This is a genomic window from Corynebacterium pilosum DSM 20521 = CIP 103422 (genome assembly GCF_000373805.1).
Lineage (GTDB): Bacteria > Actinomycetota > Actinomycetes > Mycobacteriales > Mycobacteriaceae > Corynebacterium > Corynebacterium pilosum.
The window spans coordinates 53708-70007 of the sequence record NZ_KB892439.1; the positions used below are offsets into that span (position 1 = coordinate 53708).

Consider the following 16300-nt stretch of genomic DNA (forward strand, 5'->3'; position numbering starts at 1 on the left):
CTTAGTCACGGGACAGCAGCTTAGCAGCGACTTTCTTGCTCGTCAGATCAAAAGTTCCATGCACAGGCACATCGAGGTCCTGCAGCACCTCCGCAGCTTCCTTGGTGGCCAGTGGCGACGCGGTCATCACGCCCGTCGCGCACGCCACCTCTAGACCTGCTTCCTGCAGCGTCTGTACACCCGCGCGGGCACCCAGCGCGTCGACTGCCGAAAACACGACCTGATCGACGACCTCGTGGAATAGTTCGTCACGCACCAGGCGTGCGGTCTCTGTCTGGTAGACACCGTCAGCGATCTCGACGATCACCACATCGCAGTCCTTCTCCTTGGCCAGCACCTCCACCATGTTCACTGTGAGATCGCGAATCTTTTCGAAGTTCATCTTGAAGGTGGTGCCGTAACCAAAGTCCGTGAAGTCAATGACTTCTTTCGCGCCGGCGTCGTGGTAGATCATGCGGTCATTGCCCGCGCCGGTGCCGGTGATCTTGCCCGCGCCGACCTTCTTGCCGGCCTTGGTCAGGCCATTGGCAAGGCAGGCCATGGTGGTGGACTTGCCGGAGTTCATGGAGGTGCCCAGCACGGCGATGACCTCCGGCAGGCCTTCTGGCTTGCTGGTGCGGGTTTCGTTGGCGTACGGCGCATAGTCCTTGATGTTGACCACACCGTCCTCGGTGGCGAGCAGGCCCAGCGGCTCAATCAGGGTCGGGTCATCCATATTCGCGTGGGACTCAGTGACCACGCCTGCGATGCCGCCGGCCGCCACTAGGTGGCAGTAGTCAAGGTTGTCAGGAACATGAGCTAGGAATTGGTCCGCGGCGTAGCGGCGACCGTAGGCCAGCAGGATGAGGTTGCGGTCGAACAGGATGGCCTTGCGTGACACCTCGGTCTCCACGCGCTTGTGGTTGTGGATCCCCACCACGCGTGCCAAGACAACGTCTCCGGCTCGCGGGGCGACATCGGCGCCTGCGATCAGGTGATACGCCTCACGGTTCGCATGGTACGGCTCGGTGATAAACCGGCACGTGTAGGAGTTTTGGATGTGCTGCTTTGGCAGGGGCTCTGTGCGTCGCTCCCCCTGGGATGCCGCCGCCGGGCTGGTGGGGAGGTTTTCCTCGTTGAGCGCTTCGTTCAGCGCGGCTGTCTGACGCTGGAGCACACCAGCCTGGACCAATTGAGCTGTCATGAACTTATTCCCTTCTAAACTTTTGCGGATTAACATAAATTTTAAAGGGCTTAAGTGAATGTGCAGTGAAACAAACATGAGAAATGCTTCATCAAGCAAGTGTCGCATCTTCGCAGGTTAAGAAGCCATTCAGGCGCGTGGCTACCTAGTGTTCACCTAGGTTTCACCCAAAAATAAACTCCGATAGCCCCGGTGAAGGTCTATCGGAGTTCGCAGCGCAGATTTTTACTTATGCGCGGCCTCATAGGCTGCGCCCACGCGGTAGAGGCGATCATCATGGAACGCCGGCGCCATCAGCTGCAAACCGACAGGCAGCTGGGTGTCCGAAGCCAAGCCCACGGGCAAGCTCATGCCCGGCAGTCCGGCCAGGTTCAGTGGTAGCGTGTACAGGTCAAAGTTGTACATCGCCAGCGGATCATCCACCTTCTCCCCCAGCTTGAACGCGGTCGACGGCGTGGTGGGGGCAGCAATGATGTCAACCTGCTCGAAGGCCTTCGCGAAATCGTTGGCGATCAGCTGGCGCACACGCTGCGCCTGCAAGTAGTAGGCATCGTAGTACCCCACCGACAGTGCGTAGGTGCCCAGCATGATGCGGCGCTTCACCTCATCGCCGAAACCAGCCGCGCGCGAGAGCGCCATCACCTGGTCCGCCGAGTGGTTGCCGTCGTCGCCAGCGCGCAGGCCGTAGCGCATGCCGTCGAAACGCGACATGTTCGACGAAACTTCAGACATCTGAATGATGTAGTACGCGCCCATGACGTCGTCGAAATGCGGGCAGTCCACCCACACCAACTCCGCGCCCTGCTTCTCCAGCTCCTCGAAAGCCTTAACTACGGCTTCGCGCACGGACTTCTGGTTGCCCTCGCGGTCGAACTGACGCACCATACCGATCTTCACGCCGCTCAGGTCGCCAGATGCGCCTTCCCTTGCAGCCTGCACGACTGGTGCGATGGGCTTATCGACGCTGGTCGCATCGAAAGGATCCGCCCCAGCCATCACCTCGTGCAGCATTGCGGCATCAAGCACGGTACGTGCCGAAGGCCCGCCCTGGTCCAGGGAGGAGGCAGCCGCGATCATGCCATAACGCGAGACGGTGCCGTAGGTCGGCTTCACGCCAACTGTGCCGGTCAGGGCCGCAGGCTGGCGGATCGAACCACCGGTGTCGGTGCCGATGCCCAGCGGAGCCTGGCCGGATGCAACGGCCGCAGCGGTACCGCCACCGGAACCACCCGGGCTGCGCTCCGTGTCGTGCGGGTTGCGGGTCACCTCGAACGCGGACATTTCGTTGGAGGAGCCCATCGCGAATTCGTCCAGGTTGGTCTTGCCCAGGATCGGCAAACCGGCTTCGCGCAGCTTGGTGATCACCGTGGCGTCATAAGGCGAGCGGTAGCCTTCCAGCATTTTCGACGCTGCCGTGGTCGGCGCATCGGTGGTGACGAACAGGTCCTTCACGGCCACGGGTACGCCAGCCAGAGCAGACGCAGGCTTAGTGCCCGCCTTGATCTGCTCGTCGACCTTATCAGCGGCGGCCAGGGCTTCCTCGGTGCCGACGTGCAAGAATGCGCCCAAGTGGTCGTCAGTTTCGGCGATGCGGTCGAGATGCGCCTGGGTAGCTTCGCGCGAGGTGATCTCACCGGCGTGGATCTTCTCAGCCAGTTCGGCGGCGGAGAGGCTGGTGATTCCGGACGTTGGAACGGTGTACTCGGTCATTTTTATTCAGTCTCCCCCAGGATTTGTGGAACTACAAAGCGATCGTCTTCAACCTCAGGCGCTTGGTCCAATGCCTGCTCCTGGGTCAAGGTTTCGACAAAAACATCCTCCCGCATCGGCGCCTTGATGGCATGCGGGTGGCTCATCGGCTCAACACCGCTGGTATCCACCTGGGCCACCTTGGACATGGCTTCCATGATCTGATCCAGCTGGTCAGCGAATGTATCGAGTTCCTCGTCCGTCATGGCGAGACGAGCAAGGCTGGCGAGGCGATCAATATCCTCGCGGGAGATGTCAGACACGTGAATATCCTTCTTTGCACTTTGCGTCGGTTAACCGATCCTATGATACGGCACGAAAGAATATCTTCCTCTGTCGGGAGCACTGGTAAATTGGCTGCCATGTCTTATCTGATCCGAGTCGTGCTTCCCGACGAACCTGGCAGCCTTGGCGAATTGGCCCAGGCGTTTGGCATGTTGGGCGCCAACATTGAGTCTGTCGATGTCGTTCAGACGCTTGACGACGAGGGCTCTGTACTTGATGACATCGTCGTATCCCTCCCGAAAGATGTCATGGCCGATGGCCTGATCACCGCAGTCGGGGCGGTCCCTGGAGCCGAAGTTGACTCCATCCGCCCCTTCACCGGACGGGTGGACCGGCGCGGCCAAATTCAGATGTTGTCCCGAGTTGCGCGCTGCGCCCACGACATCCCTGCGGCGATGGAGGAACTTGTCAAAGTGATGCCAAAAGCCATGACCTCCTCGTGGGCGATCGTCCTTGAGGAAACCGCAGAGGGAGTAACGCGTGTCGCAGCATCCCAGGCGGCGCCTGCCGACGACGGCTCCTCCCCAGAACTCGCCCACGTAGAAACGGCCCGTGTCCTCGACGCGGAGGTCGAAGAATGGATCCCCGAAGGTTGGGGCATCCTGGATTCCGCGCTAGCTGCCACCCCGATTGCCAATACCAACATGATCTTGGTCATGGGCCGGATCGGTGGGCCAAGCTTCCTTGCCTCCGAGGTCGCGCATATCGGCGACCTCGGGATGATTGTGGGAACGCTAATCCGCCACGCCTGATTCGAGGAGTCGCTGGAAGCCCGCCTCGTCGAGGATGGGCACGCCGAGTTCGCGTGCCTTGTCTTCCTTGGAGCCAGCGTTGTCCCCGGCGACCACATAGTCCGTCTTCTTCGATACCGAGCCGGCGGCCTTTCCACCACGGCTCAAGATCGCTTCCTTCGCCGAATCGCGGGTGAAGTTTTCCAGGGTGCCGGTCACCACCACGGTCAGCCCCTCCAAGGTCTGCTCCGCCTGTTCAGAGGTGTCGGCTTCCATCGTCACGCCGTCTTTCGCCCACGCGTCGACGATGTTGCGGTGCCAGTCCACGGTGAACCATTCTTTGAATGCCTCGGCGATAATCCCGCCCACCCCATCGGTCTCAGCGAGATCCTCCACGGGGGCGTCGATAAGCGCCTGCATGGACTTGTAGCGCCCGGCCAATGCGCGTGCGGCGGTGGGCCCGACGTGCCTGATGCTCAGTGCGACGATGACGCGCCACAAGTCTGCTTCGCGTGCGGTGACCAAGTTCTCCAGCAGCTTCTTGCCGGTGGCGTTCAGCTTGCCTGCTTTGGTGGTGTATTGGGTGGTTTTCAGCAGATCCTCTTCCGTCAAGGAAAAGAGGCCGCCTTCGTCGATAAGCACACCCGATCGAATCAGGTCCGCGGCTGCCTTCTCCCCCAAGGCCTCGATATCGAAGGCCCCGCGCCCGGCGAGGTATTCCAAGCGGCTGGCCAGCTGCGCTGGACAGGAGCGCGTGTTCGGGCAGCGCCAGTCCACGTCCCCTTCCTTCTGTGGCGCCAAGCGCGTGCCGCACGAAGGGCACAGGGTGGGGAAAATGAATTCCCGTTCGCTGCCGTCACGCAGGTCGGCCACTGGCCCCAGCACCTCAGGGATGATCTCGCCGGCTTTTCGCAGCACGACCGTATCGCCGATGAGCACGCCTTTGCGCTTCACTTCCTCCTGATTGTGCAGCGTGGCCATCGACACTGTGGAGCCAGAAACGAAGACGGGTTCCATCACTGCGAAGGGGGTGACGCGCCCCGTACGCCCCACGCCCACCTGGATGTCCAGCAGCTTTGTGGTCACTTCCTCCGGCGGATACTTGTACGCAATCGCCCACCGCGGCGCACGCGAGGTTGCGCCCAGTCCGCGTTGCTGCGCGATGGAATCGACCTTGACGACGACACCGTCCATCTCATGGATCGCATCATGGCGGTGGTCGGCCCAATACTTCACCGCCTCACGCACCTCTTCGGCCGTGGCGGCCTGCTTCGTGTACTCGCTGACCGGCAGCCCCCAGGACTGCAGCGCTTCATAGGCCTCGTGCTGGGTGGCGGGTTCGAAACCCTCGCGGGCGCCGATGCCGTGGCAGATCATGCGCAGCTTCCGCTTCTTCACATCCTCCGGGTTCTTCTGCCGCAAGCCCCCGGCCGCTGTATTGCGTGGGTTGGCAAAGGGCTTGCCACCTTCCTCGATGCGTTGCGCGTTGAGTTCTGGGAAGTCTTCGGGGCGGATGAACACCTCGCCGCGCACTTCCACCAGCGGCGGATAGTCGCCGGAGAGGCTATGCGGGATATCGTCGATCACGCGCGCGTTGGCGGTGATGTCCTCGCCGGTGGTGCCGTCGCCGCGTGTGGCAGCGCGCTCGAGTTGGCCGTCGCGGTAGACCAAGTTGATGGACAGGCCATCGATTTTGAGCTCGGTCAGGTACGGCCCCGGCGTGCGCGCCAACCACTCGGCCAGCTCCTCGTCGCTAAACACGTTGTCTAGGCTCATCATGCGTTCGAGGTGCTCTATGTCGTCGAATGCGCCTGAGACGGGCGCGCCGACTTCCTTCGTTGGAGAGTCGGGCACGGCCAGTTCTGGGTGTTCTTCTTCCAGTGCTTGGAGTTGGGCGAAGAGCTGGTCAAACTCGGCATCGGAGATGACGGGTTGGCCGTTGTAATACAGTTCGCGGTGGCGTCGGACGTCCTCAGCGAGGTCGTCCCATTGACGGCGGAGTTCAGCAGATTGTTCGGTCACAGCGTCCAAGTCTAGCTAGAGTAGAACCCATGCCAACGTTTAATGCCTCCCGCATGCTCTCCTTCGACCTTGAGACCACTTCGGCCAATCCGAATGAGGCGCGCATCGTCACCTCCGCGACCGTGAAGATCGACGGAAGTAACGTGGACGCGCGCGAAGAGCTTGCAGATCCGGGCGTAGAGATTCCGGAAGAAGCAGCCAAAATTCACGGCATTTCCACCGAAAAGGCACGCGCCGAGGGCCGCCCTCACGACGAGGTATTGGCCGAGACCGTCGAGATCATCAAGAAGGGGTGGGAGGATGGCCTCACACTCGTCGTTTTCAACGCCCCCTATGATCTGACGGTGCTGCGCCGCCTGACCGGGGATTTCACCGTGACCGGTCCAGTCTTCGACCCATACCTAATTGACCGCATGATGGACCGCTACCGCAAGGGCAAGCGCAACCTCACCGCGTTGTCGGAGTTCTATGGGGTGGAGCTGGGCAACGCCCACGAGGCGACGTCGGATGCTTTGGCCGCAGCACGCATCGCCTGGAAGCAGGTCAATAAGGTGTGGCCTGAGCTAGCTCAGACGGACGCCGACGAGCTGATGGAGAAGCAGGCCGTCAAGCACTATGAGATTCAGGATGATCTGCGCAAGTACCTCGAGTCCCGCGGCCGCGATGCCTCAAACGTCTCGCTCTCCTGGCCGATGATTAGCTAAGGAAATCCCTGCGCAGCACCTCATCGCACTCGCGTGCCTGGGCATAATTACGCGCCGTTTCTTGCAACGTCTCCCCCGCCTCGGCGTAGACGTCCAGCAAGGTGTTTGTCGGGTCGAGCTGCAGCTTATCGACGAATTCTCCTACCTGCTTCGGTTCCTTCGGGGCAATGGCAAACTTGTGGTCTCCCGCTAATGCGGCACCCGCCTGGTCCAGCGTCTCCGTGTACGTGAGCGTGTCGAGGTCCACCGTCAACCACGCGGCGTCGAAAAGCGGAGCGCTGGTGTGAAGTAGGTGCTCCCCGAAACGGCCGAGTCGGTCCAGGATGTCGTCGTCACGCACCGCCCTGATCGTGTCAAAGTCCGTTGTGCCCTTGACCTCGCCCGCCCGGATTTCGGGGAGTCGTGGTTCGTCAAGTTGCAGGATGACGGCGGCGTCGAAGCGGCGCGTGAGGTCGTCGATATGCGCCTGCGCCGTCTCGACGAGTGCGGCGGTGAGGTCCTCGAGCGCGCCATCGTCGGAAAGCATGCGGTGGCCGTTGCCCATCTCGATTTCGGTGGCGAGCGTCCACGGGCCAACCAGCTGCGTCTTGATGTGCGTGAGTTTTCCGGCCCACAGTTCCTCGAGCAGGTCCAAGTCCCGCTCCATTTGGTCCGCTGCACGACGAGTGACCAGCTGCGGCCGCTTCGTCACGCGCCACGAACGCGGGCCCCGATCCACATGGATCGGCAGCAGAGAGGCAGTGCGTCCCACTAGGTCCGAACCCAGGCCGCGAGCCGGTAGCTGCGGGATGTGTGGCAGCGGTGTTTCCGAAATCGCGATGTCTGCCGCGTGCACCAAATTTGTGCCGGGCATCTCCCCCAAGCCGAAAGAAGTCATGGTGTGTAATCCTAGCAATTTTCACACGCTAGAACATATTTTCGAAGGCGTGCAGGGCCATGTCCGGGACGTGTTCTATAGTGATAACGAAACATCCACAAGACACCCAAAAACACTGCATGAACAGGGCATTCTCGGGAGGGCCTCATGCTTAACACACTAGAAAAACCGCCTTTAGAACACTCACCTACACTCATTGACCAGTACGGCCACGAGCTCAACGAGCTATCCGCGCGTATCAACAACGAAGAAGACTTCGGCGATCTCGGAGAGCTCCTCGAATCCGTGGGTTCGTTGAAAAAGTTTCTTGACCAACTCATCTGCGTGGTCCTCGTGCGCTGCGAAGACCAGGGCAACGCGGACTTTTCCGACGCCCAGAGTAGGGGCGCTGCAGCCCTCGCCCTGGGTGTCACCAGTCATCGCGTATCCACCATGGTCAACGTCGCCCGCGATGTCACGCAACCAACTCAATTCCAAAAGCAGTTTCTCGAAGCCGAACCCAACTTCCCTGCCACCACGGAGGCATTCCAGCGCGGCGCCATTAGCTTTGATTCCTGCAAAACCATCCGGGACATCCTCGGCGATGTTGAACGCAGCCCTGAGTGGTACGCCCTCGAGGCCCAATTCGCCGCGATGGCCATGCACATGCGCCCCGACCAGCTCCGAGCGCACGCCAAAATGATGATCATGGCCCTCGGCATGGCCACCAACAAAGAAGACCGGGAAGCACGTCGCGGCGTTGGCATCGGTGGACAAAAAGCCGATCTCATGTCCACTCTCTTTGGTGAAGTGGACGACCAGCTGGCGACCTTATTGAAGAGATTGTTCTTGGACTACGGCAAGCCCGGCGCGCTCCTAGAAGAAGGAGCTGACGATACCCGCACCAAGGGCCAGCGCCAGCACGATGCCCTCAAGGCTGCCCTCATGGTCGCCCTGGAGCAAGGCGGCCCGATGGCGCCGAAACGCGGGGTCGCCTCAGTTGTGGCAACGATGACCGTCGATCAGCTCGCTGCGCTCAACGGTGTTGCCATGACCGATGTGGGCACCGTGGTCAGCGTCGAAGATCTCCTAGAGATGGGTGCTGCGAAGCATTGGTACCTGGCGGTCCTCGACGGAACAACGGGCAACTTGCTCCATCTGTCACGCACGCGAAGGGGCGCGGACATGGCCATGTACCTAGGCTTGCTTGCCTCTCAGGGAGGTGATCAAACTCCAGGTTCCAACGTTCCCGCTGCTCAGTGTGAAATCCATCATGCGATTGCCTACGCCATGGGTGGAGAAACTTCCGAGGACAACCTCATCTTCATCTCCCCCTGGACGCACCGCAAGGTCGATGACAAAAAGGAAAATGAGAACAAGTACTGTACTGTCGTCGAGGACGGAAAGATCTACTTCCGCGAACCACGCTATGTCAACCGGGATCGGCCGTTAGCGACGAACTGCGCGCCTTGGTTGTACCTCAACCCCGGCCAGCAGATCCGCTACGCGGCCAAAGGGCAATCACGCAGTTGGTTTGCCCACATCACCGACGATATCGACCCGTTAAGCCGTTCCGCAGATCGTGCCTGACCCCAATACGATATCGCCTTTACCGTCCGGGTCTGGCAAGTACAACACTGCTGCCTGCCCCCGAGCAACACCAGAAAGGGGTTCCTTCAAGTCCAGTACCATCGAATCCTCGTCGATACGCGCCCAGCATGGGACGACTGATCCGTGTGCGCGGATCTGCACGTTTGCTTCGAATTCACCGCGCATGTCTGGGTGCAGCACTTTGAGGCGATCAGCCGTGATCTGACTGACCTGGAGAGCCGAACGGGGCCCAACGGTCACGGTGCCGGTAGCTGCATCGACGTCGGTGACGTACCGCGGTTGCCCGTCAGCTGCCGGGACCTTGATGTCTAGGCCGCGGCGCTGCCCAATCGTGTACTGGAACGCGCCATCATGTTCCTTCAGCTTGGTGCCGTCTTGGTCCACGACCATCCCGGGGCGCATGCCGATCGAACGGCCCAAAAAGGCCTGCGTGTTTCCATCAGGGATGAAGCAGATGTCATAGGAGTCCGGCTTCGAGGCAGTCGCGAAACCATGTCGCTTCGCTTCCTCGCGGATCTCGGGCTTCTCTGTATCCCCGATCGGGAACAGGCAATGGTCGAGTTCGTCGCGCGTCATCACGCCTAGCACGTAGGACTGGTCTTTATTCGGGTCGACGGAGCGACGCAGGTTGCCTTCATCGTCGACAATCGCGTAATGGCCGGTGGCGACAGCGTCGAAGCCAAGTGCGCGGGCGCGTTCCAGCAGCGCCGAGAACTTGATCTTCTCGTTGCAGCGCAGGCACGGGTTCGGCGTTTCGCCCGTGGCGTAGGACTCCACAAAATTGTCGATGACTTCGAGCTTGAACCTGTCCGAAAAGTCCCACACATAAAAAGGGATGCCAAGGTGGTCGCACACCCGGCGCGCGTCGGCCGAATCCTCCAGCGAGCAGCAGCCGCGGGCAGATTCGCGCGTTTGTTGTGCGTCCTGGGACAACGCCATGTGCACGCCGACGACATCGTGGCCGGCTTCCACAAGACGGGCGGCCGCCACTGAGGAATCGACACCGCCTGACATAGCTACAAGAACACGCATGTCAGGCAGTGTACCCTTTGTTGCCATGGCCCGAAAACAGCAGGAAAACCAGACTTATGAGATCGATACCGGCATCGCCGAGGTGGTGGAAGAACCCGACGGGTCGGTCACCCTGCTGGTCAACGGGGTCCCCTCGTCGAACAATGTTCCGGGTGATCCGGAGCGTCTTGAGTTCGAATATATGCGGTGGATCGTCGCGGCCATCGAGGAGCTGGCCCCTTCACAAGCGAAGCCGCGGCTGACCCACTTGGGTGGCGCGGGTTGCTCACTGGCGCGTTACTTCGCGCACGTGTGGCCGGCGTCGCGCAATACTGTCGTCGAGATCGACATGGAGTTGGCGCAGCTGGTGAGACAGATTTTCGACATCCCCAAGTCCCCCGCAGTGAAGATCCGTGTCGGCGATGCGCGGGAAGAGACCGATAACTTCTATCCGGCAAGTAGGGACATCATTATCCGCGACGTGTTCGCCGGAGCCACCACGCCCCGCAACCTCACGACGGTCGAGTTTTTCGCCGCTGCGCGGGCATCGCTTGCCGACGAAGGCCTCTACGTTGCCAACTGTGGTTCTCATGCGGATCTCACCAACGCTAAAGATGAATTGGCCGGGATGTTGGAAGTGTTCCCTCATGTGGCTGCTATTGCTGATCCACCCATGCTCAAGGGGCGCCGCTATGGCAACATCATCTTGCTGGGGGCCAACTACCCACTGGAAGATAAAGGTGCGCTTACCCGGCGCCTTCTCCAAGGCGCGGTGCCGGCTCATTTTAAGGGTCACTCATGGGCGCGGAATCTCGCGGCAAAAGGCACGGTACGACGAGATACGAATCCCGCCTAATTCATATGTGGTCAACTCAGATGAAACCAAGATTAAAGTCTATTCATTTACGCCTTTTCAAGTAGACACGTCATTTCGGGAGGGATACTATCCAGATTGTCCTGAATAATATCTATATACAAGGTAAGAATTACCATGCCTTTGGTCCTTTCGACGCTGGTTCTAGTACTCTCTTTGGTCTCTCTTGGAATGCTTTCCCGCCAACGTTTTCGTCGCACATTCAAGCGCTCTCTCCGAAAGCCGGAGCAACACTTGTGGCTACTTAATACAGGCTTTCTCATCGCAGCCGTCTGCAGTGTCCTTCACCTGATCACAGAGAATGGCTGGTTGGTTGTCGCTGCGGTGCTGGTCTTGATCCTCACGCTTGCCGCCTTCGCCGTCATCAACCTAGAGTTCCGCATCCCGGAGCGCGCTCCGAGCCGTCGCACCAGCATCCTCTTCGTGGCCGCGCACCCAGATGACATGGAGATTGCGTGCGGATCGACGATCGCAAAGCTGGTGGACACCGGCCACGAGGTCCACGGCATCATCATGTCGGACGGCTCCGACGGCGGGGATGCGTCGTTACGCCCCGATGAGGCCCGCGAGGGAGCGAACTTCCTCGGCCTATCGACGCTGCGCATTATGCACATGACCGACCGCGCGCTGAATTCGCACATGAATGAGATGATCGCGGTGATTGAGGAAAGCATCGTGCACCACAACCCGGATATCATTTTCACCCACTCGAAGAACGAGGTGCACCAAGATCACCTGGCCGTGCACCAAGCCGTGATGCGCGCCGGGCGTAATCACCACTCAATTCTGTGCTTCGAGTCCCCCTCCGTCACCACTGATTTCAAGCCGACTGTCTTCGTCGATGTCACGGATTATTCGGACGTCAAGGCAGAAGCAATCGCGGCGCACGCCAACCAGGCCGGAAAGCCGTACATGACGCGCGAGATCACCGATTCGATCACCACATTCCGCGGGCGCCAAGCACGAGTGCGCCGCGCGGAAGGCTTCGAACCGATGCGCCTGAACTTGAATGACCCGCTTCCCCTCTAAGAAAGAATTTTCGTGACTACTTTTCTCATTACTGGTGTTGGTGGGCCGGCCGGCTCGTCGTTAAGCGCACAGCTGCGCGAACGCGAGCACAACGTTGTTGGCGTGGACATGGTCGAGCTTGACGGTGCCCTGCAGGGCCCGCGCGCCGACTCGCCGGAGCTGATCCCTTTTCTGCGCCGCGTGATCGAAGAGCACAACGTGGATGTTTTCATCCCCACCGTGCAGGACGAGCTGCCATTCATCGCCTCCGCGGCCCCACTGCTGCCTTGCACGGTGGTGCTGTCGGATCCGCTGGCTATCGGGCTGGCACACGACAAGTGGTTCACCGCCCAGCACTGCGCTGACCATGGCCTATCGGTGCCTGAGACGGTGACGGGCTCGAAGGATTTCCCGCACTTTCCCCATGTGGTCAAGCCGCGGGTAGCGCGCGGCGGGCGCGGGGTCGTCGTCGTCGATACGCCTGAGGAGGTCGGCAAGGAGCGTGACGACGCGCTAATCCGCCAATCCTTTGCCCCTGGCGAGGAGTACTGCCCGCAGCTGTATATCGGCCGCGACGGGGAGATCCTGTGCATGAACCTGCGCAAGACTAAGCTGCGCGACGGCCGGGTGGGTAACGCCGACGGCGTGGAGCGCGCTATGCACACCGCCGTGGAGGAGCTGGCGAAACAGGTGGCGCGTCTGTTCAACCTGCGAGGGCCGGTCGACATGGACATTCGGCTAAACGACGACGGCACCCCAGTACTGCTGGAGATTAACGCGCGTTTCGGCGCGAACTCGGCCCACACCCCGGAGATTCTGGACGCGCTGCTGGCGGAGGTGCTTTAGCCCATGATGGCCTTCTACATCTTCACGATGGGGCTGCTGCTGTTCCGTCTCCTGTTTGTGCCTTTGTCTCTAGCTCATGAGTTTTTGGCGCGTCGTCGGCAAGTCCGAGGCAACTTGGGCGTACTTAACGACGAACCGACCGTGTCCGTGGTGGTGCCTGCGCACAACGAGGAAACGGTGCTGGAAGCGTGCGTGCTGTCGATCCTGGGCTCCGGCTACGAGAACATGGACGTGGTCATCGTGGACGATGGCTCAACCGACCGGACGCGCGAGATCGGCGAAGCACTCGCTGCTGAGCACGACAAGGTGCGCTACATTTACCAGGAAAACGCAGGTAAGGGCGCTGCGCTGAATCATGGGTATCGCGAGTCGACCGGCGATTTCTTGATGTTCATCGATGCCGACAGCGTCTTTACCACGCGCACCGTCCCTGAGATGCTCAAAGCATTCCACAACGTCAACGTCGGCGCCGTGTGTGGCGACGACCGGCCCTCCAACCTGGACCGGGTGCTCACCTGTTTCCTCGCGCTGATTACGCACGTGGGAACGGGCCTGGTGCGCCGCGCCTTCGATATCTTGCGCGTTGTGCCCGTCATTTCGGGCAATTGTGGCGCTTTTCGACGATCGTGCCTCGACGAGGTGGCTCTCGTCGATCCGGGCCGGCCGCTACGTGAAGACACCATCGGCGAAGACCTTGAGCTGACATGGAAAATTCACCGCACCAGCTGGCGCGTCGTTTTCGCGCCTCATGCGCTGGTCTATGCGGAGTCGCCATCAAAAGTGAAGGCCCTGTTTAAGCAGCGTGTGCGGTGGGCGCGCGGTTTCCTCCAAAGCTTCCGCTACCACTGGAAGTGCATGTTCACCCTGCGCTACGGCTCCTTCGGTCCCTTTCTTTGGTTCGCGGTGGCGACGATGGTACTGCTGCCGATCACCCAGGTTGTGCTGCTGGCGTGGGCCATTTGGGATCTGCAGAATGTCCAGTGGGCTACCTCCGCTGGCGAGTTCTGGGCTGGGGCGTGGGGCGTGCTAGTGGCATCCGGTTTGGTGCTGTCCGTCATCCTGTTGGTTATCGCGATGGCGATGTCGAATTCCTTGGGTGACCTGCGCCATGCGTGGACGCTGCCGATCTGGCCCTTCTATTCCGTGCTGATGTCGTTTACGATGATCCGCGCACTGCATTTAGAGATTACCAATGCAGAGCACGTTTGGAACAAGCCAGAACGCACTGGCGTGATTTCCCATACGAACACCACGCAACTGCCCGCGAAAGCCGTGGCAGCTTAAGCCTGAGGAGGCTCCCACAACTTGAGAAAAACCGTACTTGCTGTAATTGGCGTGGCAGGCATCGGCCTCGCCGCGTGCTCCACTCCAAACCGCGCGACCGCCGAAGAACTGACGATCGGGATCGGGTGGGAATCAGTCTCCGACGATTCGGTGGACTGGGGCGAGGTGCGCGAGCGCCTCGACTCTTCCGACACCGACGGGATCACGGTTGGGGTGGGGCGTTCAGACTTCATCGGTTTTCCCGCCGCCGGCCAAGAAGAGTACTGGGCTGCCGACGTGAAGGCGGGCGAAGATCGGGTCCGCGATGTCGTCGATACGCTCACTGCGGATACTGACCGGACAGTGACCCTCACGATCGATGTGATGGCCCCGACGATCGTCGACACCAATCCTGACTATGTGGGGGTCTTCGCTGATGGCTCGCCATCGGAGGATTTCCCATCGGCGACTGCGCTGCGCGAGGGCGAGGTCGGCGACCGCATCGAGGCCATGTGCGGGGCGGTCGATGAGCGCTACTCGCCCGACGCGATTGCATTGACGGAGCTGATTGGCGATTCATTTTTCTCGCCTACCGACGAGCAACTCTACCGCGAGATGACCGGCGAGCCAGGCTTTCCGCGCCACGAAGATGGTGAGGTCAATACGGCCGATGACACCCTGAACGATTGGCAGTCGGGCATCATCACCGATGTGATCGAGCGTTGCAAGGGCGCCGCAGACAGTCAAGTGGTCATGGACGCGCGGGTCAACTGGGACGCGCCGGGCGAGAACCGCTTCGACTCCGGCCACCGCTACGACGATATTTTGGCCACCGGCGCCGACCTCACCCTGTGGGCATACACAAGCCTGTCGGACGAAGAACCAGAGACCGTCGAGGCAATTGCCCAGGGGTTGCGTGGGCGTTTCGACGAAAGCGAGCAGGAACGTATCACTCTGTCGCTGGGCCTGTGGGGTGACCTAACACCGAAGCAGCTAGAGACAGCGCTGGGAGCCACCGGCGATTTCCACGCTTCGGTGACTCCCCTGTCGTTAATGACTGATCGGCACTGGGCCGTGCTGGAGAATTAGCGCATCGCCTTATTTGCATTCTCCAGCAGGATCAGCAGATCACCGACTGTGTAATTTCCGACCGCCATGTTCTCCAAGTCGTCGAGAGGCAGCGCTCCAGTCTCGATCTGCTTCACGACGGTGCCGACGATATTGGAAGCGTCTTCCGTATCGAAGCCAACGGACTGTGCGGCCTCCTGCAACGCCGGCGAAGAGATGACACCCAAACCGACCGCGATGATCGCAGCAACCAGCGCGGTGTTGTCCTGGCCGAGGACCTCCAGCGATGGGGTTTCCGGGGCCTCGATGACTTCCAGGGTGCCACCGGGCGAGGCAAGGTTGCCGGCGGAGAATGAATTCAACTGAGCATCGTTACCGTTGAACAGATTCATGTCCACCGGGGTGTCGATGCCGGCGACGCGCCCGTTGCCGGAACGCTGCCAGAAGGAGACTGTGTCCCAGCCGCCCACCGGCTTTGGCGCGTGGTTCTGGTAGGCGGCCAGCCACAGCGGGTACTCCGAAAATTCAGTGGTATTGCCCATATCCACCTGCCAGAAATAGCGGTAGGTGTAGATCATCGGGGTCTTGCCGGTTAGGGTCTTCAGCTCGTTGAGGAAGGTCCGAGTCCAAACACTCAGCTGAGACGGCGACAGGCCTTCGGAGACCTCAATATCCAGTACCGGCGGCAGGCTAGTCTCTGGCGCTTGTGCCATGACAGATGCGAAGTGCGCGGCCTGCAGGCGGGGGTCGGTTGCCGGGCGGGCGTAGTGGTACGCGCCCGTGAGCAGGCCTGCGTCATTCGCGGCCTCGACATCTTGGGCGTAGAAATCATTGGTGAAGCTAGTGCCCTCGGTCGCCTTGACGAAGGCGTAGCGCTGGCCGTCAGCAGCGACGGTGGACCACCTGATCGGGTTTCCGCCAGGGTGCTGGTGGCCGGCGACATCCACGCCGGAGGCCGCAAAGGGGTTGGCAAACGCTTCGGCGCGTGGGGCGAAGGGAACTGCGATTAAGGCAAGGGCCATCGCGACTGCGACGATGACAGAGTTCAGTTTTAGGGAAAAGCGCATGAGCTTAACCCTAAACCAGTTA

Annotated in this window: 15 protein-coding genes; 8 read left to right on the top strand and 7 right to left on the bottom strand. The window is 60.6% G+C overall.

All coding sequences use genetic code 11. The features are described 5' to 3' along the window. Position 1: 1 nt before the first annotated feature. The 3 genes from B097_RS0101740 to gatC form a co-directional block, all read right to left on the bottom strand. Positions 2-1183, bottom strand: a complete 1182-nt coding sequence (locus tag B097_RS0101740; RefSeq protein ID WP_018580811.1) for a hypothetical protein — start codon at positions 1181-1183, stop codon at positions 2-4. Between the two features lie 225 nt (positions 1184-1408). Beyond that, positions 1409-2893 (bottom strand): Asp-tRNA(Asn)/Glu-tRNA(Gln) amidotransferase subunit GatA, encoded by a 1485-nt coding sequence (gene gatA / locus B097_RS0101745; protein WP_018580812.1) that lies wholly within the window; start codon positions 2891-2893, stop codon positions 1409-1411. Positions 2894-2895: 2 nt separating this feature from the next. Continuing rightward, positions 2896-3195, bottom strand: coding sequence for an Asp-tRNA(Asn)/Glu-tRNA(Gln) amidotransferase subunit GatC (gatC, locus tag B097_RS0101750; RefSeq protein WP_018580813.1), 300 nt, complete (start codon positions 3193-3195; stop codon positions 2896-2898). A gap of 99 nt (positions 3196-3294) precedes the next feature. Here gatC and B097_RS0101755 point away from each other — a divergent pair, with 99 nt between their 5' ends. Further along, positions 3295-3969 (top strand): ACT domain-containing protein, encoded by a 675-nt coding sequence (locus tag B097_RS0101755; RefSeq protein WP_026254225.1) that lies wholly within the window; start codon positions 3295-3297, stop codon positions 3967-3969. Here the strand turns inward: B097_RS0101755 and ligA are convergent. Continuing rightward, positions 3952-5970, bottom strand: coding sequence for an NAD-dependent DNA ligase LigA (gene ligA / locus B097_RS0101760; RefSeq protein WP_018580815.1), 2019 nt, complete (start codon positions 5968-5970; stop codon positions 3952-3954). The genes B097_RS0101755 and ligA overlap by 18 nt on opposite strands. A 29-nt stretch (positions 5971-5999) precedes the next feature. Here ligA and B097_RS0101765 point away from each other — a divergent pair, with 29 nt between their 5' ends. Then, entirely contained in the window at positions 6000-6674 is a 675-nt protein-coding gene (locus B097_RS0101765) for a 3'-5' exonuclease (RefSeq protein ID WP_018580816.1), read from the top strand. Here B097_RS0101765 and B097_RS0101770 read toward each other — a convergent pair. Then, positions 6667-7551: a uroporphyrinogen decarboxylase/cobalamine-independent methonine synthase family protein gene (locus B097_RS0101770; protein ID WP_018580817.1), complete on the bottom strand. Its 885-nt coding sequence runs from the start codon at positions 7549-7551 to the stop codon at positions 6667-6669. The genes B097_RS0101765 and B097_RS0101770 overlap by 8 nt on opposite strands. 147 nt (positions 7552-7698) lie before the next feature. On the opposite strand from B097_RS0101770, the gene B097_RS13055 reads away from it, so the two are divergent. After that, a complete protein-coding gene (locus B097_RS13055) occupies positions 7699-9120 on the top strand; it encodes an HNH endonuclease signature motif containing protein (protein WP_018580818.1) in 1422 nt (473 codons plus the stop codon). Here the strand turns inward: B097_RS13055 and mnmA are convergent. After that, positions 9094-10173 (bottom strand): tRNA 2-thiouridine(34) synthase MnmA, encoded by a 1080-nt coding sequence (gene mnmA, locus B097_RS0101780; RefSeq protein ID WP_026254226.1) that lies wholly within the window; start codon positions 10171-10173, stop codon positions 9094-9096. The two genes, B097_RS13055 and mnmA, sit on opposite strands and share 27 nt — an antisense overlap. 25 nt (positions 10174-10198) lie before the next feature. On the opposite strand from mnmA, the gene B097_RS0101785 reads away from it, so the two are divergent. From B097_RS0101785 to B097_RS0101810, 5 genes are all read left to right on the top strand, one after another. Further along, positions 10199-11008, top strand: a complete 810-nt coding sequence (locus tag B097_RS0101785; RefSeq protein WP_018580820.1) for a spermidine synthase — start codon at positions 10199-10201, stop codon at positions 11006-11008. A 327-nt stretch (positions 11009-11335) separates the two neighbouring features. Further along, positions 11336-12055, top strand: a complete 720-nt coding sequence (locus tag B097_RS12305; protein ID WP_161795933.1) for a PIG-L deacetylase family protein — start codon at positions 11336-11338, stop codon at positions 12053-12055. A gap of 12 nt (positions 12056-12067) precedes the next feature. Then, positions 12068-12880 carry an ATP-grasp domain-containing protein gene (locus tag B097_RS13435; RefSeq protein WP_018580823.1) on the top strand — a complete coding sequence of 271 codons (813 nt, stop codon included), beginning with the start codon at positions 12068-12070 and terminating at the stop codon, positions 12878-12880. Positions 12881-12883: 3 nt separating this feature from the next. Further along, on the top strand, positions 12884-14164 hold the full coding sequence (locus tag B097_RS13440) for a glycosyltransferase family 2 protein (protein ID WP_018580824.1): 1281 nt from the start codon (positions 12884-12886) through the stop codon (positions 14162-14164). A gap of 21 nt (positions 14165-14185) precedes the next feature. Further along, positions 14186-15232: a hypothetical protein gene (locus B097_RS0101810; protein WP_048402965.1), complete on the top strand. Its 1047-nt coding sequence runs from the start codon at positions 14186-14188 to the stop codon at positions 15230-15232. Here the strand turns inward: B097_RS0101810 and B097_RS0101815 are convergent. Further along, positions 15229-16278, bottom strand: coding sequence for a glycoside hydrolase family 25 protein (locus tag B097_RS0101815; protein WP_018580826.1), 1050 nt, complete (start codon positions 16276-16278; stop codon positions 15229-15231). The two genes, B097_RS0101810 and B097_RS0101815, sit on opposite strands and share 4 nt — an antisense overlap. Between the last annotated feature and the right edge of the window lie 22 nt (positions 16279-16300).

Bases quoted from the DNA above. Each gene is read 5' to 3' on its own strand.
- B097_RS0101740 (WP_018580811.1), bottom strand. From the start codon at position 1,183: ATGACAGCTCAATTGGTCCAGGCTGGTGTGCTCCAGCGTCAGACAGCC.
- B097_RS0101785 (WP_018580820.1), top strand. From the start codon at position 10,199: ATGGCCCGAAAACAGCAGGAAAACCAGACTTATGAGATCGATACCGGC.
- B097_RS0101815 (WP_018580826.1), bottom strand. From the start codon at position 16,278: ATGCGCTTTTCCCTAAAACTGAACTCTGTCATCGTCGCAGTCGCGATG.
- mnmA (WP_026254226.1), bottom strand. From the start codon at position 10,173: ATGCGTGTTCTTGTAGCTATGTCAGGCGGTGTCGATTCCTCAGTGGCG.
- gatA (WP_018580812.1), bottom strand. From the start codon at position 2,893: ATGACCGAGTACACCGTTCCAACGTCCGGAATCACCAGCCTCTCCGCC.
- B097_RS0101755 (WP_026254225.1), top strand. From the start codon at position 3,295: ATGTCTTATCTGATCCGAGTCGTGCTTCCCGACGAACCTGGCAGCCTT.
- B097_RS13440 (WP_018580824.1), top strand. From the start codon at position 12,884: ATGATGGCCTTCTACATCTTCACGATGGGGCTGCTGCTGTTCCGTCTC.
- B097_RS13055 (WP_018580818.1), top strand. From the start codon at position 7,699: ATGCTTAACACACTAGAAAAACCGCCTTTAGAACACTCACCTACACTC.
- B097_RS0101765 (WP_018580816.1), top strand. From the start codon at position 6,000: ATGCCAACGTTTAATGCCTCCCGCATGCTCTCCTTCGACCTTGAGACC.
- B097_RS0101770 (WP_018580817.1), bottom strand. From the start codon at position 7,551: ATGACTTCTTTCGGCTTGGGGGAGATGCCCGGCACAAATTTGGTGCAC.